16 protein-coding genes are annotated in these 20,631 nt (G+C 68.2%); 6 read left to right on the forward strand and 10 right to left on the reverse strand.

Annotation, left to right across the window (positions count from 1 at the left end; genetic code table 11):
* Nucleotides 1–47: 47 nt before the first annotated feature.
* The 5 genes from BJP32_RS04380 to BJP32_RS04400 all read right to left on the reverse strand — a co-directional run bounded on the left by BJP32_RS04380 (nucleotide 48) and on the right by BJP32_RS04400 (nucleotide 9,503).
* Complete coding sequence (locus BJP32_RS04380) at nucleotides 48–3,068, reverse strand: 2-oxoglutarate dehydrogenase E1 component (RefSeq protein WP_076223070.1); 3,021 nt, start codon at nucleotides 3,066–3,068, stop codon at nucleotides 48–50.
* 399 nt (nucleotides 3,069–3,467) lie between these two features.
* A complete protein-coding gene (gene sucD, locus BJP32_RS04385; RefSeq protein ID WP_003166454.1) occupies nucleotides 3,468–4,370 on the reverse strand; it encodes a succinate--CoA ligase subunit alpha in 903 nt (300 codons plus the stop codon).
* A 46-nt stretch (nucleotides 4,371–4,416) separates the two neighbouring features.
* Nucleotides 4,417–5,607, reverse strand: coding sequence for an ADP-forming succinate--CoA ligase subunit beta (gene sucC, locus BJP32_RS04390; RefSeq protein ID WP_003166455.1), 1,191 nt, complete (start codon nucleotides 5,605–5,607; stop codon nucleotides 4,417–4,419).
* Between the two features lie 164 nt (nucleotides 5,608–5,771).
* The gene (locus BJP32_RS04395) at nucleotides 5,772–7,145 is read right to left on the reverse strand and encodes an MFS transporter (RefSeq protein ID WP_003166456.1); all 1,374 of its coding nucleotides are present in this window, start codon (nucleotides 7,143–7,145) and stop codon (nucleotides 5,772–5,774) included.
* Between the two features lie 135 nt (nucleotides 7,146–7,280).
* Complete coding sequence (locus BJP32_RS04400; protein WP_076223135.1) at nucleotides 7,281–9,503, reverse strand: TonB-dependent receptor; 2,223 nt, start codon at nucleotides 9,501–9,503, stop codon at nucleotides 7,281–7,283.
* 177 nt (nucleotides 9,504–9,680) lie between these two features.
* Here BJP32_RS04400 and BJP32_RS04405 point away from each other — a divergent pair, with 177 nt between their 5' ends.
* Nucleotides 9,681–10,409, forward strand: a complete 729-nt coding sequence (locus tag BJP32_RS04405; RefSeq protein WP_003166459.1) for a TetR/AcrR family transcriptional regulator — start codon at nucleotides 9,681–9,683, stop codon at nucleotides 10,407–10,409.
* Nucleotides 10,406–11,188, forward strand: a complete 783-nt coding sequence (locus BJP32_RS04410) for a LytTR family DNA-binding domain-containing protein (protein WP_233126707.1) — start codon at nucleotides 10,406–10,408, stop codon at nucleotides 11,186–11,188. The genes BJP32_RS04405 and BJP32_RS04410 overlap by 4 nt, the downstream gene beginning before the upstream one ends.
* Before the next feature lie 4 nt (nucleotides 11,189–11,192).
* Here BJP32_RS04410 and BJP32_RS04415 read toward each other — a convergent pair whose 3' ends face one another.
* The 3 genes from BJP32_RS04415 to BJP32_RS04425 all read right to left on the reverse strand — a co-directional run bounded on the left by BJP32_RS04415 (nucleotide 11,193) and on the right by BJP32_RS04425 (nucleotide 14,332).
* Nucleotides 11,193–12,173, reverse strand: a complete 981-nt coding sequence (locus tag BJP32_RS04415; RefSeq protein ID WP_076223072.1) for a magnesium transporter CorA family protein — start codon at nucleotides 12,171–12,173, stop codon at nucleotides 11,193–11,195.
* A 224-nt stretch (nucleotides 12,174–12,397) separates the two neighbouring features.
* Nucleotides 12,398–13,873 carry a carotenoid oxygenase family protein gene (locus BJP32_RS04420; RefSeq protein WP_076223074.1) on the reverse strand — a complete coding sequence of 492 codons (1,476 nt, stop codon included), beginning with the start codon at nucleotides 13,871–13,873 and terminating at the stop codon, nucleotides 12,398–12,400.
* A gap of 24 nt (nucleotides 13,874–13,897) precedes the next feature.
* On the reverse strand, nucleotides 13,898–14,332 hold the full coding sequence (locus BJP32_RS04425; RefSeq protein ID WP_046652599.1) for a DUF2141 domain-containing protein: 435 nt from the start codon (nucleotides 14,330–14,332) through the stop codon (nucleotides 13,898–13,900).
* Nucleotides 14,333–14,550: 218 nt separating this feature from the next.
* Between BJP32_RS04425 and rpe the strand changes: the two genes are divergently transcribed.
* The 4 genes from rpe to purH all read left to right on the forward strand — a co-directional run bounded on the left by rpe (nucleotide 14,551) and on the right by purH (nucleotide 19,073).
* On the forward strand, nucleotides 14,551–15,234 hold the full coding sequence (gene rpe, locus BJP32_RS04430) for a ribulose-phosphate 3-epimerase (protein ID WP_076223076.1): 684 nt from the start codon (nucleotides 14,551–14,553) through the stop codon (nucleotides 15,232–15,234).
* Nucleotides 15,231–17,045, forward strand: coding sequence for a heparinase II/III family protein (locus BJP32_RS04435; RefSeq protein WP_052747994.1), 1,815 nt, complete (start codon nucleotides 15,231–15,233; stop codon nucleotides 17,043–17,045). The genes rpe and BJP32_RS04435 overlap by 4 nt, the downstream gene beginning before the upstream one ends.
* Nucleotides 17,042–17,386 carry a hypothetical protein gene (locus BJP32_RS04440; RefSeq protein ID WP_046652603.1) on the forward strand — a complete coding sequence of 115 codons (345 nt, stop codon included), beginning with the start codon at nucleotides 17,042–17,044 and terminating at the stop codon, nucleotides 17,384–17,386. Before BJP32_RS04435 ends, BJP32_RS04440 begins: the two co-directional genes overlap by 4 nt.
* 82 nt (nucleotides 17,387–17,468) lie before the next feature.
* On the forward strand, nucleotides 17,469–19,073 hold the full coding sequence (gene purH, locus BJP32_RS04445; RefSeq protein WP_046652604.1) for a bifunctional phosphoribosylaminoimidazolecarboxamide formyltransferase/IMP cyclohydrolase: 1,605 nt from the start codon (nucleotides 17,469–17,471) through the stop codon (nucleotides 19,071–19,073).
* Nucleotides 19,074–19,184: 111 nt separating this feature from the next.
* Here the strand turns inward: purH and BJP32_RS04450 are convergent, their stop codons facing one another.
* Both BJP32_RS04450 and BJP32_RS04455 read right to left on the reverse strand, forming a co-directional pair.
* A complete protein-coding gene (locus BJP32_RS04450; RefSeq protein WP_046652605.1) occupies nucleotides 19,185–20,000 on the reverse strand; it encodes a siderophore-interacting protein in 816 nt (271 codons plus the stop codon).
* Nucleotides 19,997–20,602 (reverse strand): PadR family transcriptional regulator, encoded by a 606-nt coding sequence (locus BJP32_RS04455; protein ID WP_052747995.1) that lies wholly within the window; start codon nucleotides 20,600–20,602, stop codon nucleotides 19,997–19,999. The genes BJP32_RS04450 and BJP32_RS04455 overlap by 4 nt, the downstream gene beginning before the upstream one ends.
* Nucleotides 20,603–20,631: the final 29 nt, after the last annotated feature.

The following is a 20,631-nucleotide window of genomic DNA, read 5'->3' on the forward strand; positions in this document are numbered from 1 at the left end:
TCTTTTCGTGTCTGAACTTTGCTTGTTTCTTAGGTCAGGCGCGGCGGTCAGGCCATGGCCTCGGCGAGGAAGGTCTCGAGTTCCTTCAGGTGGCGGCTCATCAGGCCCGCGGCGGTCGAGGCCGAAGCCGGGCGACCGACGTAGCGCGCGCGCTTGGCCTTCACGTCCAGCTTCTCGAGCGTCAGCTCGATCCACGGGTCGACGAAGGTCCAGCCGCCCATGTTCTTGGGCTCTTCCTGGCACCACACCAGATCGGCGTTGGGGAAGCGGGCCAGCTCCGCCGAGATCGACTTGATCGGCCACGGATAGAACTGTTCCAGACGCAGGATGTAGATGTCGTCCACGCCCGCCTTCTCGCGCGCGTCCAGCAGGTCGTAGTAGACCTTGCCGGAACAGACGATGACCTTGCGGATGTCCTTGTCGGCCTTGAGCGTGACGCCCGCCACCGACGGACGCAGCTCGGCGTCGTCGCGCAGCACGCGGTGGAAGGACGAGCCCTCGGCCATGTCGGCCAGGGTCGAGACCGCCTTCTTGTGACGCAGCAGCGACTTGGGCGTCATCAGGATCAGCGGCTTGCGGAACGAGCGGTGCAGCTGACGACGCAGGATGTGGAAGTAGTTGGCCGGCGTCGTGCAGTTGGCGACCTGCATGTTGTTCTCAGCGCATTGCTGCAGGAAGCGCTCAAGACGGGCCGAGGAGTGCTCGGGGCCCTGGCCTTCATAGCCGTGCGGCAGAAGCATCACGAGACCGCTCATCCGCAGCCACTTGCGCTCGCCCGACGAAATGAACTGGTCGATCACCACCTGGGCGCCGTTCACGAAGTCGCCGAACTGGCCTTCCCACATGGTCAGGGTGTTCGGATCGGCCAGCGAATAGCCGTACTCGAAGCCCAGCACGGCCTCTTCGGACAGGGCCGAGTCGATGACTTCGAAATGGGCCTGGCCGTCGCGCAGGTTGTTCAGCGGGAAGTAGCGCTGCTCGGTCGTCTGGTCGGTGATGCCCGAGTGACGCTGCGAGAAGGTGCCGCGGACCGAGTCCTGACCCGACAGGCGGATGTTGTAGCCTTCGTCCAGCAGGCTGGCGAAGGCCAGGCTCTCGGCCGTGGCCCAGTCGATGTTCTCGCCGCTCGACACCGCATCGCGACGACCGTCGATGACGCGCTTCAGCGTCTTGTGCACGTCGACGCTGTTCGGGATGGTCGTCAGGCGGTGGCCGTAGTCCTTGAGCTTGTCGGCCGCGACGGCGGTGTCGCCGCGCTGCGCGGCGTCATCGGCGACCTCGGCGCCCAGGCCCTTCCACTCGCCGTCCAGCCAGTCGGCCTTCTTGGCTTCGAAGGTCTTGCCGGCCTCGAACTCGGCGTCGAGGTAGGCCTCGAAGCGGGCGATCTCGGCGTCCACCTCGGCCTGGGTGATGACGCCCTCGGCGATCAGGCGCTTGGCGTAGATCTCCAGCGTAGACGGCTGGTTCTTGATCTTGGCGTACATCAGCGGCTGGGTGAAGGTCGGGTCGTCGCCTTCGTTGTGGCCGAAGCGGCGGTAGCAGAACATGTCCACCACCACGTCCTTGTGGAACTTCTGGCGGTATTCGGTGGCCACCTTGGCGGCGAAGACGACCGCTTCGGGATCGTCGCCGTTGACGTGGAAGATCGGGGCCTGGACCATCAGCGCCACATCCGACGGATAAGGCGACGAGCGCGAGTTGCGCGGGCTGGTGGTGAAGCCGATCTGGTTGTTGATGACGAAGTGCAGGGTGCCGCCGGTGCGGTAGCCCTTCAGCCCCATCAGGGCGAAGCATTCGGCCACCACGCCCTGACCGGCGAAGGCGGCGTCGCCGTGGATCAACAGCGGCACGACCTTCGAGCGGTCCAGCACCCATTCGGCGTCCGGCTTGCCCAGATTGACCTCGGCCTCGCGGATGTCGAAGGCCTGCTTGGCGCGCGACTTGCCCAGGACGACCGGGTTGACGATCTCCAGGTGCGAGGGGTTGGCCGTCAGCGACAGGTGGACCTTGTGGCCGTCGAACTCACGGTCGGACGAGGCGCCCATGTGGTATTTGACGTCGCCCGAACCCTCGATGTCCGAGGGGACCGAAGAGCCGCCCTGGAACTCGTGGAAGATGGCCTTGTACGGCTTGCCCATGACGGCGGCGAGCGTGTTCAGACGACCGCGGTGGGCCATGCCGAAGACGATCTCGTCGACGCCCAGGGCGCCGCCGCGCTTGATCACCTGCTCCAGGGCCGGGACCATGGCTTCGCCGCCGTCCAGGCCGAAACGCTTGGTGCCGGGGAAGCGCTTGTGCAGGAAGCGCTCGAAGCCCTCGGCCTCGGCCAGCTTCTTGAAGATGGCCAGCTTGCCTTCCTTGGTGAAGGCGTTCTGTTCGAACTTGTCCGGACCTTCAAAGCGCTGTTGCAGCCAGGCCTTCTCGTCCGGCTCGGCGATGTGCATGAACTGCACGCCGATGTTGCCGCAATAGGTGCGCTTGAGGATTTCCAGCACCTGGCGGACCGAGCCGGTCTCCAGGCCCAGCACGCCGTCCAGGAAGATCGGGCGGTCCATGTCGGCGGCGGTGAAGCCGTAGAACTCGGGCGTCAGCTCCGGGTTCTCGATCGGCTTCTCAATGCCCAACGGGTCGAGGTTGGCCTGAAGGTGGCCGCGCACGCGGTAGGCGCGGATCAGCATCAGGGCTCGGATGGAATCGTGGGCGGCGGCGCGCACGTCGGCGGCCGAAACGGCGCCCGAAGCGTCAGCAGCCGGAGCCGCCGGGCGCGGGCCGGGCTTGCCGGCGGCCTTGGGGTCGATCTTGGGGGCGGGCCAGCGGCCGTCGAACACGGCGGTTTCCTCGGTCGGCTCGGACGCGCCCGAGCGACCCCAGGAACCGGCGGCGGCCGACTGCTTCACCAGGTCGGCGTTGTCCTTCAGCTGATCGAAGAAGGCGCGCCACTCCCCCGACACCGAGCCGGGGTCCGAAGCCCATTTTTCGTGCAGGTCCTCAATGAAGGCGGCGTTCGCGCCATAGAGGAAGGAGGTCTCGGCAAAGACCTGGTTCAGCCGACCCGCATCGTCCGCCATTTTTCTCTCAATCGTCCCTTTACAACCGCCCGCGCACAGCCGCGCGGAGAGCAGCGCCGTTCATATAGGCCCTGTTTCCTTACTGGTCATGACCGAAGGGAGGCGGACCGGGTGGAATTTGGTCGAATCGGCAAGAAAAAACGCCCCCGGACGATTCCGGAAGCGTTACAAAAGGTCACACGGCGCGAAAAACACCCCCGGAACGCGGATAGATTAGACTTTGGTCCAATCCGCCGGCCCGCCTGACGCCGAACCCACCCTTAAGTGAATCCGACGCTCATGCAGCGAGCGACCGCGTCGCGAGCATAGCGCCGCGCCTCTCAAAAAGGCGCTGAAGCAGCGAGCCGCCGCGCGGCGAGCGATAGCGCCCGCACGCGCAGCGTGCGCTGCTGAAGGGCCTCAGCCCTTCAGCACTTCAACCAAGGTCGCGCCTAGACGCGCCGGTGACGGCGAGACGCGGATGCCCGCAGCCTCCATGGCGGCGATCTTGGATTCCGCATCGCCCTTGCCGCCCGAGACGACGGCGCCGGCGTGGCCCATGGTGCGGCCCTTCGGAGCCGTACGGCCCGCGATGAAGCCGGCCATCGGCTTCTTGCGGCCCTTCTTGGCTTCGTCGATCAGGAACTGGGCGGCGTCTTCTTCAGCCGCGCCGCCGATTTCGCCGATCATGATGATGGACTCGGTGGCGTCGTCGGCCAGGAACATCTCCAGCACGTCGATGAACTCAGTGCCCTTGACCGGGTCGCCGCCGATGCCGACGGCCGTGGTCTGGCCCAGGCCCTCGTTCGTGGTCTGGAACACGGCTTCATAGGTCAGGGTGCCCGAACGCGAGACGATGCCGACGTTGCCCTTCTTGAAGATGTTGCCCGGCATGATGCCGATCTTGCACTCTTCGGGGGTCAGGACGCCGGGGCAGTTCGGGCCCAGCAGGCGCGAGTTCGAACGGTCCAGGCGAGCCTTGACGCGGACCATGTCCTGCACCGGGATGCCTTCGGTGATGCAGGTGATGAAGGGGATCTCGGCGTCGATGGCCTCAATGATGGCGTCGGCCGCGCCTGCCGGCGGGACGTAGATGACCGTGGCGTCGGCGCCGGTGCGCTCCTTGCCTTCGGCGACCGAGGCGAAGATGGGCAGGGTTTCGCCGTGCGAGCCGGTCCAGGTCTGGCCGCCCTTGGTCGGGTGCACGCCGCCGACCATCTTGGTGTTGTAATAGGCCAGCGCCTGTTCGGTGTGGAAGCCGCCGGTCTTGCCGGTCAGGCCCTGGACCAGGATCTTGGTGTCTTTGTTGACGAGGATGGACATGTGTCTGTGCTCTGAATTCTGTGTGTCTGCTGGGCGGTAGCGGCGCTTACGCGACCGCCGCGACGATCTTCTGGGCGGCGTCGTCCAGGTCGTCGGCGGCCTGGATGGTCAGGCCCGACTCGTTCAGGATCTTCTTGCCCAGCTCGGCGTTCGTGCCTTCCAGACGCACGACCAGCGGCACCTTCAGGCCCACTTCCTTCACCGCAGCGACAACGCCCTCGGCGATGACGTCGCACTTCATGATGCCGCCGAAGATGTTGACCAGGATGCCCTCGACCTTCGGGTCGGCGGTGATGATCTTGAAGGCCGCGGCGACCTTGTCCTTGCCGGCGCCGCCGCCGACGTCGCAGAAGTTGGCGGGCTCCTTGCCGTACAGCTTGATGATGTCCATCGTCGCCATGGCCAGACCGGCGCCGTTCACCATGCAGCCGATGTTGCCGTCGAGGGCGACATAGGCGAGGTCCCACTTCGAGGCCTCGATCTCCTTGGCGTCTTCTTCGGTCTCATCGCGCAGGGCGCGGATGTCTTCGTGGCGGTACAGGGCGTTGCCGTCGAAGCTGACCTTGGCGTCCAGAACGCGCAGATGGCCGTTCTCCATGACGATCAGCGGGTTGATCTCGAGCATGTCCATGTCCTTCTCGACGAAGGCCTTGTACAGGATCGGGAACAGCGACTTGCCGTCTTCGGCAGCGTCGCCCGTCAGCTCCAGCGCCGCGTTGATGGCGGCGACGTTCTCGGCGGTGACGCCGGCTTCCGGGTTGATGGCGATGGTGTGGATCTTTTCCGGGGTGGCGTGGGCCACTTCCTCGATGTCCATGCCGCCTTCGGTCGAGACAACGAAGGCCGTCTGACCGACCGAGCGGTCGACCAGCAGCGAGCAATACAGCTCACGGGCGATGTCGGCGCCGTCTTCGATGTACAGGCGGTTGACCTGCTTGCCGGCCTCGCCCGTCTGGGCGGTGACCAGGGTGTTGCCCAGCATTTCCTTGGCGTGGGCGACGGCTTCCTCGATCGAGAAGGCCAGACGCACGCCGCCCTTGGCGTCGGCGGGCAGCTCCTTGAACTTGCCCTTGCCGCGGCCGCCGGCGTGGATCTGCGACTTCACGACATAGAGCGGGCCAGGCAGCTGCTTGGCGGCGGCTTCGGCCTGGTCGGCCGAGGTGATGGCCACGCCGGCCGCGACCGGGGCGCCGTAGCCCTTGAGGACCTGCTTGGCCTGATACTCGTGAATGTTCATGTCTGATCCGCGCCGTTAGGGAGGTTTGTGGAAACTTTGGCCGCGCTTATAGGCGTCGCGCCTTCGCCTGCGCAACCGCCTGTCGTCTTATGGCCTCATGAGGATTTTCTTATGCCGGGCGGCGGGCCGGCCTCAGGCCGCCGCCCGGTCCGTCTTCGGGACGACTAGTCGACCCAGTCCTTCTTGAGCGTGCGCGAGGCGCCGAACAGCAGGGCCGAGGACAGCAGGTAGAAGCCCATGCCGGTGTAGATGGCCCAACGCAGGCTCTCTTCCCCGAAGGTCGGGCGCAGCAGGTCGCTCATCCAGCCGAAGTAGTAGATGCCGACGGCGATCCCCAGCAGGTTGTTGATCAGCAGGAACAGGGCCGAAGCCGTAGTCCGCATGGCGGGCGTCGCCAGATGCTGCACCGCCGCCGTGATCGGCCCCAGCCAGGTCAGGTTCAGCCCCGTCGGGATCAGGAAGATCAAGAAGGCCATGGTCAAGGCCGCGGCGCCGTTGGGATCGGAGCCCGGCATGACGGCGCCCACCACCGCGCCCGAGTTCATCGCCAGGATGAAGCAGGGCACCGAGATCAGGAAGGCGATCGCCGGCGTCAGCGGATAGGCGGCCTTGGACTTCTTGCCCAAGCGGTCGGCCATCGAGCCGCCCAGCCAGATGCCCGCCACCCCGCCGACCAGGACGATGGCTGAATAATACCAGGCTGTCTGCGACAGGGTCAGGCCGAAGCTGCGCATGAAGAAGCTGGGCAGCCAGGCGGCCACGCCATAGCCGCACACCGAAGACGCAGCCGCGCCGAACGACAGCAGCCAGAAGCTGGGCTTGGGTGCCAGGGTGCGCACCACCTCCATGAACGGCGGGGCTTTCGGCGCTTCAACCGGCGCCGCCGCGGGTGCGGCGGGCTCCACATCCAGTCCGCCGCGCTTGGGATCCTTGACCGTCAGGCGCAGCACCGGCGCGACCAGCACCCCCAGGACGCCCACCACGATGAAGGCCGTGCGCCAGCCGTAGGTCGCCGCCAGCAGGCCGCCGACCAGGGTGCCCGCCGCCATGCCCAGCGGGATGCCGAAGGCATAGGCCGCCAGGGCCCGCGCGCGCTGGGACTTGGGAAAATAGTCGGCGATCAGGGAATAGGCCGGGGCCACCCCGCCCGCCTCGCCGATGCCCACGCCCATGCGGCACAGGAACAGCGAGCCGAAGCCGCCCGCCAGGCCGCACAGGGCGGTGAAGCCCGACCAGACGGTCAGGGCGCCGGTCATGATCCACACCCGGCTGAACCGATCGGCCAGCCAGGCGATGGGGATGGCCAGGGTCGAATAGAGCAGGGCGAAGGCCAGCCCCCCCAGCAGGCCGAACTGGCTGTCGCTGAGGTTGAACTCGGCTTTCAGCGGCGCGGCCAGGATGCCGATGATCTGTCGATCCAGGAAGTTCAGCATGTAGATGAGGATCAGGATCCCCAGCACATAGTAGCGATAGCCCGGCGACGCAGCGCGCGCGTCGACCGTCCCCGCATCGGCCTTGGCGGCCTCGATCTGGCTCATGGGCGTTCCCCGACTGGTTTCTTGAGGCGACGGTAGCGGCCCTGCCGCCGCGCGCCACGAAAAAAGAAGGGCGGCGGCTCCCACGAACCGCCGCCCGCGATCAGATGATCAGGCGTTCAGGAGAAATGACCCGGATCAGAACTTGTACTGTAGCGACGCCGTCACGGTACGCGGCGGGCCGTAGTAGCCGATCACGGAGTCGTTGTAGAAATCGCCGACCGGCGTCTTGGCGAAGTTGTAGCCGCCGACGCGGTATTCCTCATCGGTCAGGTTCTTGCCGTACAGACCGACGGTCCACTTATTGCTGGGGTCCGTCCAGACGATGGACAGATCCACCAGGGCGAAGGCTTCCTGGTCCAGATCGGCGTTCGGATACTCGAACTGGCTGTAGTCGTCGCGATAGCTGACCGACGGCGTCACGGCCAACGCCCCACCCGCCAGTTGCCCCTGCCAGGTCAGGCCCAAATAGCCAGTCCACTTCGGGGCGTTCTGCAGCACGACGAGATCGGAGATGTCCTCATACTTCTGGGTGACCAAATTATAGCGAATGAACTTTTCAAACTTGGAGTCCAGGTAGCCGACGGCAAAGTTTGCGGTCAGGCTATCGGTCAGGATCAACGAGCCCTCGAACTCCGCGCCGTGGAACTTGGAGGCGCCGACATTGTCGACGAAGCTGGCGATGCCGCCCGGCGCCGGAACCTGGGTCGTGATCTGCTGGTCCTGGTACTCGTTATAGAAGATCGCCGAAGCGAAGTTCAGACGACGATTGAAGGCTGATCCTTTCAGGCCGATTTCATAGGAATCGACGGTTTCAGGCTCATAGCCGTTAACGGTGTCCGGCGTCAGGATCGCATCGCCGCGCATGTCGAAGCCGCCCGACTTGTAGCCCTTCGAATAGGAGGCGTAGCCGGTGATGCGGTCCGAGAAATCGTAGGACAGCGAGGCCTTCGGCGTGAACTGATCGAAGGACTTGGAGCGAGTGTAGTCCGTGCGCAGCAGGATCGGATTGCGCGCCGCGCCGCCCAGCAGCGGGCTGCGCGTCGCGCCCAGATAGTTGGCGCGGAAGACGTGGCCGGTCTTATCGTCGATCGTGTAACGCGCGCCCAGGCCCAGGTGCAGACGGTCGGTCAGGTCCAGATTGATGTCGGTGAACAGGGCGACGCTGGTCGTCTCCACATAGCCGGCCGTGCCGATCACGATGCCGAAGTTCTGGGCGATCGTATCGAAGGCGCCCGACGCCGTACCGTCCAGATAGAAGATCCCCGCCACGCCCTGGATCCGGTCCGTGCTGAACAACGCCTGGAGCTCCTGGGTGAACTGGTGGTCACCGTACACCGCAGGGATGTCCAGCGTCGGCGCTGGCGTGTTGTCAAAGTCGATCAGGGTGTCCGTGTCGCCCGTGCGATAGGCTGTAATCGATTTGAAGGTCCAGACATCGTTGAGATCGACCTGCGCCGTCAGCGACACGCCCTCGGTCGTGACCTTGTTGCGATCGCCCAAACCGGCATAGGTGTCGTACACGCTTCCCGGTACGCCCGCGCCCGGGCCGACGCCCGGCCGCTCGCGGTGACCGTGACGGGGGTTTGAGCGGTCCTCGACCCGATCATAGGCTAGGCGGAAGAAGGCGTTGTCGTAGGGCTGAAACTCGACGCTGACCCGTCCAGCGATGACATCCTTGTCGTAGTGCTCGGCCCCGGTATTCAGGTTCTTGCCGAAGCCGTCACGGCTGTAACTGGCCACGGCCGCACCGACGCGCAGACGGTCGGTAACGGGCATGGAGCCCTGGGCCAGGAGATCGATCTGATTATAGCTGCCGTAGGCGCCGCGCAGCGTTAGCTCCGGCTTGTCCGGATCCAGCCGCGACGTCACATACTTGATGGCGCCACCAACAGTGTTGCGGCCGTATAGCGATCCTTGCGGCCCACGCAGAACCTCGATCCGCTCAATGTCGAAAATGTCGAGCACAGCGCCTTGCGGGCGCGCCACATAAACGTCGTCGACATACAAGCCTACGCCCGGCTCGAAACCCCACAGGGGATCCTGCTGACCGATACCGCGAATAAACGAAATGAGGGTGGAGTTGGAGCCGCGCGCCACCTGCACCGTGGCGTTGGGCGTCTGCTGCTGCAAGGCTGTGATGTCCGTGGCGCCGGTCTGCTCCAGGCGCTCAGCGCTCATGGCCGACACCGACACCGGCACGTCCTTCAGCGCTTCGTCGCGACGGCGCGCGCTGACGATGATGTCGTCGACGGACGAAACCTGCTCGCCGACAGGCGCCGCCTCCTGAGCTTGCGCCGCAGTGGTCATCACGCCGAAAGCGGCGCCCGCCAGCAAGGCGGTCTTCACGAGTCTGTTCATGTGCATCCCAATCTTGTTTCCGGCCCGATCGACGCTTTTATTCAGCGTTCAATGATTTTTTGCATTGGTGACGATCTTTCGCCCGCCTGTCAAACGGCCAAGCCTGATTTCCGTCACGGAAAGGCCCGCCCTGTGGCGCCGTTGCACTAACCCCCAAAGCGCGACTAGCTTCCGGCCATGACGAAAAGTGATCTGCCGCCGCCCCAGATTCCGCCGCTGCCCGCCGCCCCCGCGCGGCGCGGGCGCCCCAAGAAGACCAAGGCGGCCGCGGCGGGCGAGACGCGCGACGCCATCCTGAACGCGGCCGAGGATCTGTTCTCCAAGCACGGCTTCTACGGCGTCACCATCCGCGAGGTGGCGCGCGAGGCGGGCGTGGATACGGCCCTGGTCCACTATTACTTCGGAGCCAAGAAGGAGCTGTTCGACGCCGTCTTCAATCGCCGCGCCGAGGTGTGGAACGCCGAGCGCGTCGCCGCCATCGACCGCTACGCCGAGGCGGCGGGCGACGCCATGACGCTGGAGGGGTTGTTCGAGGCCTTCCTGCGCCCGCCGTTCCAGTGGTCGCTGAAGGGCGGGCCGGGGTGGAAGCACTACGCCGCCCTGGTGGCCCAGACCAACGCCAATCCGGCCTTCGGCGGCGAGACCATGGCCCGCTATTTCGACCCGGCGATCCGTCGTCTGCTGGAGCTGGTAAAACGCATCATGCCCGAGGCGGACGAGGCCGATCTGTACTGGGCCTATCACAATCTGTCGGGCGCCCTGACCCTGACCCTGGGCGAGACAGGCCGCCTCGACCGCCTGTCGGGCGGCCTGTGCAAGTCCGGCGATCTGGACAGCGCCTGCGACTACATGGTGCGGTTCGCCGCCGCCGGCTTCCGCGCCGTCTGCGGTTCGACGCGCGCGTGACGCCTCGACTGGATTTCTCGCCGGGGTCCAAGGCGCGCGACTTCCTGCGCGGCCTGGCGGTGGCCGTCGGAGCGGGCGTCTTCCTGGCGCTCGGCGGGGCCTTCGGCTCCAGCGGCGCGCCGCTGGCGCAGCGTCTGGTCTATTGGGTGCCCGTGCTTGTCGTCGGCGGCCTGTGGGGGCACCTGTGCAGCCTGTTGGTCGAGCGGTTCATCGACGTGGATGCGCGCCCCTGGCTGGGCGCCGCCGCCCTGACCCTGGTCATCACCGGGCCGTTGACGCTCATGGTCTGGGCCATGACCGGCCTGATGTTCGAAGGACGTCTGCGCCACGCCGACGACCTGCGTCACTTCTTCCCGCCGGTCGCCCTGATCACCGCCGTGCTCAGCATCCTGAACATCTTCCTGGGCCGCAAGCAGCCGATCGAGACCCACGCCGCCGCGCCCGGCGCCGCGCCCGCCCGCTTCCTCGACCGCCTGCCGCCTCGCTTACGCGGCGCGCGGCTGATCGCGGTCCAGGCCGAGGACCACTATCTGCGTCTTCATACCGACAGAGGCTCGGACCTGATCCTGATGCGGCTGTCCGACGCCCTGGGCGAACTGGAGGGGCTGGAAGGCGCCCAGACCCACCGCAGCTGGTGGGCGGCCAAGGGCGCCGTGGCCTCGGTCGCGCGCGGCGACGGCCGCGCCGCCCTGACGCTGGACGGCGGCCCCGGCGCCGAGCTGGTCGTCCCCGTCAGCCGCCGCTACGCCAAGGCCCTGCGCGACGCGGGTTGGTGGTGAGCCCCTACAGCCAGCGCTTCTTGCGGAAGAAGAAGTAGGGCAGGGCGGCCGACAGGATCATCGCCCCCACCGCCGCCGGATAGCCGTAGCGCCATTGCAGCTCGGGCATGACCTCGAAATTCATGCCGTAGATAGAGGCGATCAGCGTCGGCGGCAGCAGGGCCACGGCCGCGACCGAGAAGATCTTAATGATCTGGTTCTGCTCCAGATTGATCAGGCCCAGGGTGGCGTCCATCAGGAAGCTCACCTTGGACGACATGGAGACGCTGAGTTCGCTCAGCGCCGCCGCATCGCGTTGCAGCAGGCGCACGGTCTGGCGCGCCTCGCGGTCCGCCTTGCCCCCGGCGCGCGCGCCCGACAGCGCCGCGTGATAGGCCAGCAGTCGTTGCAGGCTGGACAGGCTCTCGCGGATCAGGGCCAGGAAGTCGCCCGCCCGACCGATATCCTGGATCACCGCCTGCAGATTGTGGCTCTCCACCGCCTTGGGGTCGCGCTTGCGGAAGATCATCCGCGAGATGGCGTCCAGTTCCAGCCCCTTGACCTCCAGGGCATCGGCGTAGCGGTCGATGACGGCCTCGATCAGCCCCATCATGATGGCCTCGCCGCCGGCCAGCTTCTCGCCCGGCTTATGGGTGGCGCGAGCGATGAAGACCTGGAAGGAGCGCGGGTGGCCGTAGCGCACCGTCACCAGCCGCCCGCCCTTGAGAATGAAGGTCACGGGCGTCTTGACCGGGTCGTGGGTCTCTAGGTCCGTGGCCACGGCGGCGATCATGAAGACGCCGCCGTCTTCGGCGTACAGGCGGGCCGACGGCTCGACATCGTCCATCTCATCCCGGCTGGGAATGTCGATGCCGGTCAAGGTCTCCAGCGCCGCCACCTCATCGGCGGTCGGGGAGACGAGGTCGATCCAGCAGGCGGGGCCGTGATCCACGGCCGTATCCAGGCGCACGAGCCGATCGGCGCGCCAGTCATAGGCGTTCAGCATAAGTCGCTTCCTTTCGCGAGGACGCCCTCGCGCGGAAGCGGAGCGTCCTCAGAGCGTCGAAGAAGTTGAAGACGGACTTCGGTCTTCGGGGTTCATCTGAGGGTTTCCAAAAAGACGCCGCCCCAGGATAGGCATCTGGGCGGCGAAGGGGTCTTGGCCCGTTCGGCGGCGGGGGTCAACCGCGCGCCGACGGACCGCAACGAGGCGATGGCGCGGTGTGGCTTTCACGCCCAATTCCCATGAAACGCCGCCGGCAGGGCCACGTCGGCGCGCCAGGTGACGACCGGGCCGTCCTCGACGCGCATCAGATCCAGGACGTGCAGTTCGCTGACCCCCGCCTTCAGATTGATGGTCGGACCGACCAGCCAGGCGTCGGCCTCGTGCGTCCCGCCGGGCTTGGGGACGTAGACCATCTCGTCCGTCACATGGCCGGGACCGAAGTCAAAGGACCGCGTGCGGCCGGACGACCAGTCGGTGACGGCGACCGCCGAAGCCAGGGGCCTGTCGGCGCGCTCGCCCGTAGTGTGCAGGCTGAAACGGCGGGCCAGGCCGGCCCGGCGCGGGTCGCTGCGGGGGAACTCGCCGACGACGCCCGTCCGCTCCAGCCGCCCGCGCCCGTTCGGCGACAGCACGACCATGGCCAGCTCGGCCGGTTCGCCGCCCAACGGCACGCCGTTCAGCACCTCCTGGGCGCCGCGTGCGGCGAAGTCCATGTCCTTGTGCGCGCACAGGTCGAAGCGGATCGTGCCGTCCGCCTCGTCCCAGGCGTCGCCGACGTGGAAGAAGCCGAAGGGCGGCAGGTCGTAGATCCGTCGCTGGGTCAGGTCCGCCTTGTCGACCACCAGCACCTGCGTCCCCGCCTCAGGCGTCCAGTCGAAGCCCGCCGACATCGGCGCGACGTTGCGGACATGCACCCAGGGCTGCAGCACGACGACCAGGTGCCGGGCCGTGGCGCTGAAGTCGTGGATGTAGCTGGCGCGCGGAAGGGCGATCACCTCGGCGTCCTCCAGCGCGCCGTCCGCCGCCAGACGCCAGACCATGGCCTGCTTGCCGTTCACGCCCAGGTTCCAGATGCGGCCGTCCGGCTCGATGCGCGGATGGGCCAGGAAGGGCATGTTCTTCAGATCGGGACGCAGCGTGACGAAGTCCTCGGTCTCCAGCGTCTCGGGATCCATGGCCAGGGGCGAGCCGGCCTCCCACAGCGCCCACAGCTTGCCGCCGACCTTGTGCACCGAGGTGTTGGCCGGACTGGCGTCGTCGGCCGAGCCGATGCGGGCCCGCGGATCGCCGACCGTGCCGAAGCCGGGCATCAACATGGCGCCGACCTCGGCCTCCTGGCGCCGCTTGCGGGTGTCGGCGAAGCGGGCGGCCAGGCTGGCCTGACCGTCCTGCACCCGCCAGCGGCGGATCAGGCCGTCGCCGTCGAACCAGTGCTGGGATGAACCGCCGGGCCGCCGGAACTTGGCCGGACCGTTGCGATAGAGGCTGCCCGACAGCCCCTGCGGCGCCCGGCCGCGCACCAGACGCAGGGCGCGCGGGGCGATGTCGCCCTCGACGTCGGCGGTGGCCAAGAACCAGTCGGCGGTCGCCGCCAAGGCTTGCAGCGCATAGGCCCGATCAGGGGCCAGGACGCGGGCGGCGGCCAAAGCGCCGGAAAGGGCGGCGGCGCCCATGAACAGGGTGCGGCGGGTCGGGGTCATGGCGGTCTCTTCAGACAACAAGGCTTAGCGGATGCGGATGGTCTGGGCCGTGGCGCCCGAGACGTCGAAGCGGGCGCGGTCCCACTTGGCCGGCCCCATGTTGCCGACGGCGTTGTTGGAGAAGGCGAAGGGTTCGGTCGGCATGCCGAACGGGTTCACATCCATCTTTCCGTTGCCGTTGACGTCGTGGAACGCCTTCATGCCGTAGGCGCCCGCGGGCAGGTTCTCGAACACGGCGGCGCGCTCGCCCGCCGCCACATCGACCCGCGCCGCGCGGCTGGGCGCGCCGCTCTCATAGGCCGCCTCATCGGCGTAGAGAGCGACCATGACGGCGCCGGTCTCGGCCCCCGTCTCGAAGGTGAAGGTCAGGCGGCTGTCGGCGGATTGGGCGGCGGCTGGAACGGCCACGGGCAGAGGGGCGGCGGCGAGGGCGGCGGCGATAACGACAAGGCGGATCATGGGGGACGTCCTTATGGGCGGGGCGAAAAGTCATCGCCTTCCTTCCTCGCCCCGCCGAACCCCGCCAGCGGCCTTGCGTCCGCGACCGCCGCGTCTTCGCCAACGACCACCGCCCGCCGTTCACGAAGCGCCAATGAACAGCTTGTCGTCGCCAGGATGCGGCCTGCGGCAGCGGCCCGGCTTGCTCCCCGCGCCGAGGGGCCCTAAGTCGCAGAACCATGACCCAGACGCCCGCGACCGCCGCCCCGCTGATCTGCCCCTCCATCCTGGCCAGCGACTTCTCCAAGCTGGGCGAGGAGATTCGCGTCCTGGAGGCCGCCGGAGCCGACTGGATCCATGTCGACGTCATGGACGGCCACTTCGTGCCCAATCTGACCATCGGCCCGGACGTGGTGAAGGCCCTGCGCCCGCACACCAGCCTGCCGTTCGACGTGCACCTGATGGTCGCCCCGGTCGACAACTGGCTGGAGGCCTTCCGCGCGGCGGGCGCCGACGTCATGAGCGTCCACCCTGAAAGCGGTCCGCACGTCCACCGCACGCTCGGCCAGATCCGCCAGCTGGGCGCCAAGGCCGGCTTGGTGTTCAACCCGGCCACGCCGCTGAGCGTGCTGGAGGAAGCCGTCGAACTGGTCGACCTGGTGCTGATCATGTCGGTGAACCCCGGCTTCGGCGGTCAGAAATTCATCGAGACCTCGCTGAAGAAGATCGAGCGCGCCCGCGCCATCCTCGACCGCGCCGGGTCCAAGGCCCACCTGCAGGTCGACGGCGGCGTCGTGGCCGCCAACGCCGGGGCCTGCGTCGCCGCCGGGGCCGACGCCCTGGTCGCCGGCTCCTTCGTCTTCAAGGGCGGACCGGACGCCTACGCCGCCAACATCCAAGCCCTGAAGGCCGCCGCCGCGTGAGCCCTCTCGGCCCCTTCGCTCCGCGCGACAGCGACGTCCCCCTGGCCGAGGGGCACATCCCCGGCCTGAAGGGCGCGCCCATGCGCACCCCCGTGCGCGCCGCTTCCGGCGCCCGGCCCGACCCGCGCCTGTGGGCCTCGGTCGCCAAGGGGCTGGCCGCGCGCCAGCTGTGGGTCGAGCTGTACGGCCTGCCCGGCTACGGCCTGACGCTGGGCGGACCGACCGCCGAGGGCTTCGCCGTCAGTCCGCGCGATTTCCGCCCCCTGCCCGAAGAGGCCCCGCGCCCCCTGCTGTCGGGCAAGCTGACGCTGGCGGGCCTGAGCCTGGACGCCGACAGCCCGGTGGCGCTGTGGAACAGCCCCACCCCCAGCCGCGCCTTCGCGGTCGAGCTGCACAGCTTCAACTGGATGCCCGCCATGATGGCCCAGGGCGATCGCGGCGCGCGCGAGGCCCTGGCCATGACCTTGGCCTGGCGCGAGGTGTTCAGCCGCTGGTCGCCCTTTTCCTGGGATCCCGACATCCTGGCCCGCCGCGTCTATCACCTGGCCTGCGCCGGACGGCGGCTGGCGGGCGCAGCGACCGAGGTCGAGCGGCTGCAGCTGACCGACATCCTGGCCCATCAGGCGCGCCAGCTGCTGCGGCCGCCTGGCGGGATCATGGGCCGGGCCGAGCGTCTGACGGCCGCCGCTGTCGCCGGCTGCGCCCTGACCGGCAAGGCCGGCGCCGCCATCCGCAATAAGGCGCTGAAACGCCTGCCCGGCGCCCTGGCCGCCACGGTCGCCGCCGACGGCGCCCACGCTTCGCGCGCGCCGGAGATGGGGCTGGAGCTGCTGCTCGACCTGCTGACGCTGGACGACGCCCTGGCCCAGCTGTCGGAGGTGACGCCCGAGCCGGTGGCCGAGGCCATCTCGCGCCTGACCCTGGCCCTGCGCGTCCAAACCCTGCCCGATCGACGCCTGGCCGTGTTCCAGGGCGGCGGCCCCTCGACGCCTGAACGCATCGCCGCCGCCCGCGCCCATGACGATGCGCCCGCCGCGCCGGCCAGCGGCGCCGTCGGCGGCCTGCTGCGCGTCTCCAGCCCGCTGCTGACCGTCATGATCGATGTCGAGGCCCCGGCCCGCAACGCCTGGTCGGCCGCCGCCTGCGGCCAGCCCGCCGCGCTGGAGGTCGTCTGCGGCCGCGACCGCCTGTTCACCTCGGCCGGATGGACGCCGCGCGCGCTGGACCGCCAGGCCCTGCGCCTGACGCCCGGCGCCTCGACCCTGACGCTGGGCGAACAACCGCTGGGCGAACCCCTGTCCGGCTGGAAGAGCGAACTGCTGGGCCCGCGCCTGGTCGGCCCCGCCCTGCACGTCACGCGCCAGCATCAGGAAGGCGACGGCGCCGTCTGGCTGGAGGTCGAGCACGACGGCTGGATGCCGCTCTATGGTCTGATGCACCAGCGCCGCCTCTACATCGATCAGCGGCTGGACGAACTGCGCGCCGAAGAGCGGCTGCATCCGCCCGAAGGCCGCCCAGAAGCGACACGCGCCATCGCCGCCCCCTACGCCCTGCGCTTCCAGCTTGAGCCCGGCGTCCAGGCCTCCCTGGCTCGCGACCGTCGCTCCATCCTGCTGCGCGGCCCGTCTGGGCGCGGCTGGTGGTTCCGCAGCGACGGCCCCGACGTGGCCATCGAGCCCGCCGTCCACATCGACGAGGGCCTGACCCGTCGTTCCTTGCAGATCGTCGTGCGCGGCTCGGCCCGCACCGACGCCGAGACCAAGGTGCGCTGGAAGCTGAGCCCGGCGGGCGCGAGCGGCGACCCGACATGACCGACGCCGGTCGTCTGGCGATGGTGCGAGCTGTTCATACGCTCATCTATGTCGTCATGTCGGCCGCTTGCTTCGCCGTTCTGTATACTGGCCTGACCGGCGCCCGCGGGCCCTGGCTGTGGATCGCGCTGACGCTAGTGGTGCTGGAGACGATCATCTTCGTCGGTTGCGGCATGAAATGTCCGCTGACCGCCGTCGCTGTCCGCTACGGCGCCAGGATCGACGGGCCCTACGACACCTATTTCCCGGAACGCTGCACCCGGCACACGCTGACGGTGTTCGGGCCGCTGATCCTGACGGGGCTGGCGCTGAACCTGCTGCGCGCGTTCGGCCTGATCTGAAGACGCCAGGTCGTGACCCCGCGCCCCGTTGGTGCTAGAGGCCCCGCCATCTCCCCGCCCCAGCCGTAAACGGACGCCGCCTATGCCCGCCGCTCCCGACTTTCCGCCCGCCCCGGACGCGATCAAACCCGTCCGCGCCCTGATCTCCCTGTCGGACAAGGCGGGGCTGGAAGACGCCGCGCGCACCCTGGCCGGCCTGGGCGTCGAACTGGTCTCGACCGGCGGCACCAAGGCGGCGATCGCGGGCTTCGGCCTGCCGGTCAAGGACGTGGCCGATCTGACCGGCTTCCCGGAAATGATGGACGGCCGGGTCAAGACGCTGCATCCCGTGGTGCACGGCGGCCTGCTGGGCGTTCGCAACGCCCCGGCCCACGCCGCCGCCATGACCGAGCACGGCATCGGCCCGATCGACATCGTCTGGATCGACCTCTACCCCTTCGAGAAGACTGTCGAGAGCGGCGGCGGCTTTGAAGCGGCCATCGAGAACATCGACATCGGCGGCCCGGCCATGATCCGCTCAGGCTCGAAGAACCACGGCCACGTCGCCGTCGCCGTGGACGCCGAGAGCATCGGCCTGATCGTCGAGGCGCTGAAGGCTGACGGTTCGACCACCCTGGCCCTGCGCAAGCAGTTGGCCGCCCGCGCCTTCGCCCGCACCGCCGCCTATGACGCCGCCGTCTCGTGCTGGTTCGCCGGCCAGTTGAACGACGCCGCCCCGGCCCGCAAGTCGATCGCCGGAACCCTGGCCCAGACGCTGCGCTATGGCGAGAACCCGCACCAGACCGGCGCCTTCTACCGCACCGGCGAGAAACGCCCGGGCGTGGCCTACGCCACCCAGATCCAGGGCAAGGAGCTGGGCTACAACAACATCGCTGACGCCGACGCCGCCTATGAGCTGGTGGCCGAGTTCGAGGCCCCGGCCTGCGTCATCGTCAAGCACGCCAACCCCTGCGGCGTGGCCGTCGGAAACACCCTGTCGGAAGCCTACGCCCGCGCGCTGGAATGCGACGCGGTGTCGGCCTTCGGCGGCGTCATCGCCGTCAACCGCCCGCTGAACGGCGACGACGCGCGCGCCATCACCGACATCTTCACCGAGGTGGTCATCGCGCCGGGCGCCGACGACGAAGCCAAGGCCGTCTTCGCCGCCAAGAAGAACCTGCGCCTGCTGATCACCGACGGCCTGCCCGACCCGCACGGCGCCGGCGAGGTGTTCCGCTCGGTGGCCGGCGGCTTCCTGGTCCAGTCGCGCGATCGCTCGCTGATCAAGCCTTCCGATCTGAAGATCGTCACGCGCCGCCAGCCGACGCCGACCGAGATCCAGGACATGCTGTTCGCCTTCACCGTGGCCAAGCACGTCAAGTCCAACGCCATCGTCTACGCCAAGGACGGCCAGACGGCGGGCATCGGCGCCGGCCAGATGAACCGTCGCGACAGCGCCCGCATCGCCGCCATCCGCGCCAAGGAAGCAGGTGAAGCCAAGGGTCTGGCTCACTCGCTGGCCGAGGGTTCGGCCTGTGCGTCGGAAGCCTTCTTCCCCTTCGCCGACGGCCTGCTGGAAGCCGTCGCCGCCGGGGCCACGGCGGTGATCCAGCCGGGCGGTTCGATCCGCGACGAGGAGGTCATCGCCGCCGCCGACGAACGCGGCATCGCCATGGCCTTCACCGGCGTGCGCGTCTTCCGGCACTAAGCTGGAAGGGCGCTAACGTGAGCCGCGCGGCGGCTCGCTACATGAGCGCAAGAAGAAGGGCGCTGCCGTCGTCGGCAGCGCCCTTTTCTTTGGCCAAGGCCCGGTCGGGCCTCAGTCCTCGATCACCTCGTGCGAGCCGGTGCGGCCCAGGCGCCAGTAGCCGGCGACCTTCATCCATTTCTGGTTGAACGGCCGAGCCGCCAGCAACGCCGCCCGCATTGAGCGGGCGGCCGAGGACTCGCAGGCGACCCAGACATAGGCGTCGGCCGGGTCGATCCGTTTCGCCGCCGCGACCGCCGCCGCCATCAGCGCCTCAGGGCGACCGCGCGGGCCGCCGTTGCGATGCACCCAGACGATCTCGACGTTCGCAGGACTGGGCAGGTCCAGCTCTCCGCCGGCGTCGTTCACCTCGATGCAGGCGATGGCGCGCGCGGTCGCGGGCAGCTCCTCCAGCCGACGGGCTATGGCGGGGATGGCCGCCTCGTCGCCGACGAGCAGGTGCTCGGCGAAGCTGGTCGGGATCAGGAAGGAGCCGCGCGGCCCGCCCAAACCCAGTTCGTCCCCCGGCCGCGCATCCTCGGCCCAGGCCGTCGCCGGACCGCCATGACCGACGGCGAAGTCGATGGTCAGCCGCCGGTTCGCGGCGTCGAATGCGCGCGGCGTATAGTCCCGCGCCACCGGCCGGGGCTCGGGAAACACAGGCCCGTCCGGCCCGAGCGTCGGCAACACCAGAGGCTCGCCGCGCGGCGTGGGGAAGATCTTCACATGGTCGTCGAAGCCGGGGCTGAAGAAGCCCTCCAGCTCATCACCGGTCAGAACAATCCGTTTCAAAACGGGGGTCAACTGCTCCACCGCCTCCACGCGGGCGCGGCGGAACTTGAGCTCATGTCTCACGCGGCGCGGCTGTCTCAACAGGGCGTCGGTCATGCCTGTCTCACCTTTTCAGCTGCGGCTTCGATCAGATCAGCGATGGCCTCGACCTGGGCTTCGCTCAGCGGCGGCTCCTGCGTCAGGCGCTCATGGGCCGCCGCGCGGAAGGTCTCTATGGCCTGGGCGATGCGGGTCGGACGGTCAGCCCGGCCGCGCAGAACCTTCATCTTGCGCTCGGCATGGGCCAGGGCCTCGGCGTTCTCGACCAGCAGGCGGCGCCCCTCGTCGGTGATCGCATAGCGTTTCTTTCCGCCCTCGGCGACGACGCTGACGGCGCCCATGTCCTCCAGCAGGGTCAGGCTGGGGTAGATGACGCCGGGACTGGGCGTATAGGCGCCGCCCATGCGCGCCTCGATGGCCTTGATCAGCTCATAGCCGTGGCTGGGCTTGTCCGCGATCAGCGACAGCAGCACCCAGCGCAGGGCGCCGTGTTCGAACATGCGGCCGCCGCCGCGTCGGCCGTGGCCCTCGCCGCGCATCCGGCCCTCGCCCAGGCGACGCCCTTCCGGCCGCATCGACCGAAACGGGCCGCCGTGGCCGCGCATGACGCCATGCTTCATGCCGCAGCCGCGCTTTCCGATCCCCTTGGATCCTCTCATTTCATCTCTCACTTCGATATATCTAACTT

It is taken from the genome of Brevundimonas sp. ZS04, assembly GCF_001956865.1.
GTDB classification, from domain to species: Bacteria; Pseudomonadota; Alphaproteobacteria; order Caulobacterales; family Caulobacteraceae; genus Brevundimonas; species Brevundimonas diminuta.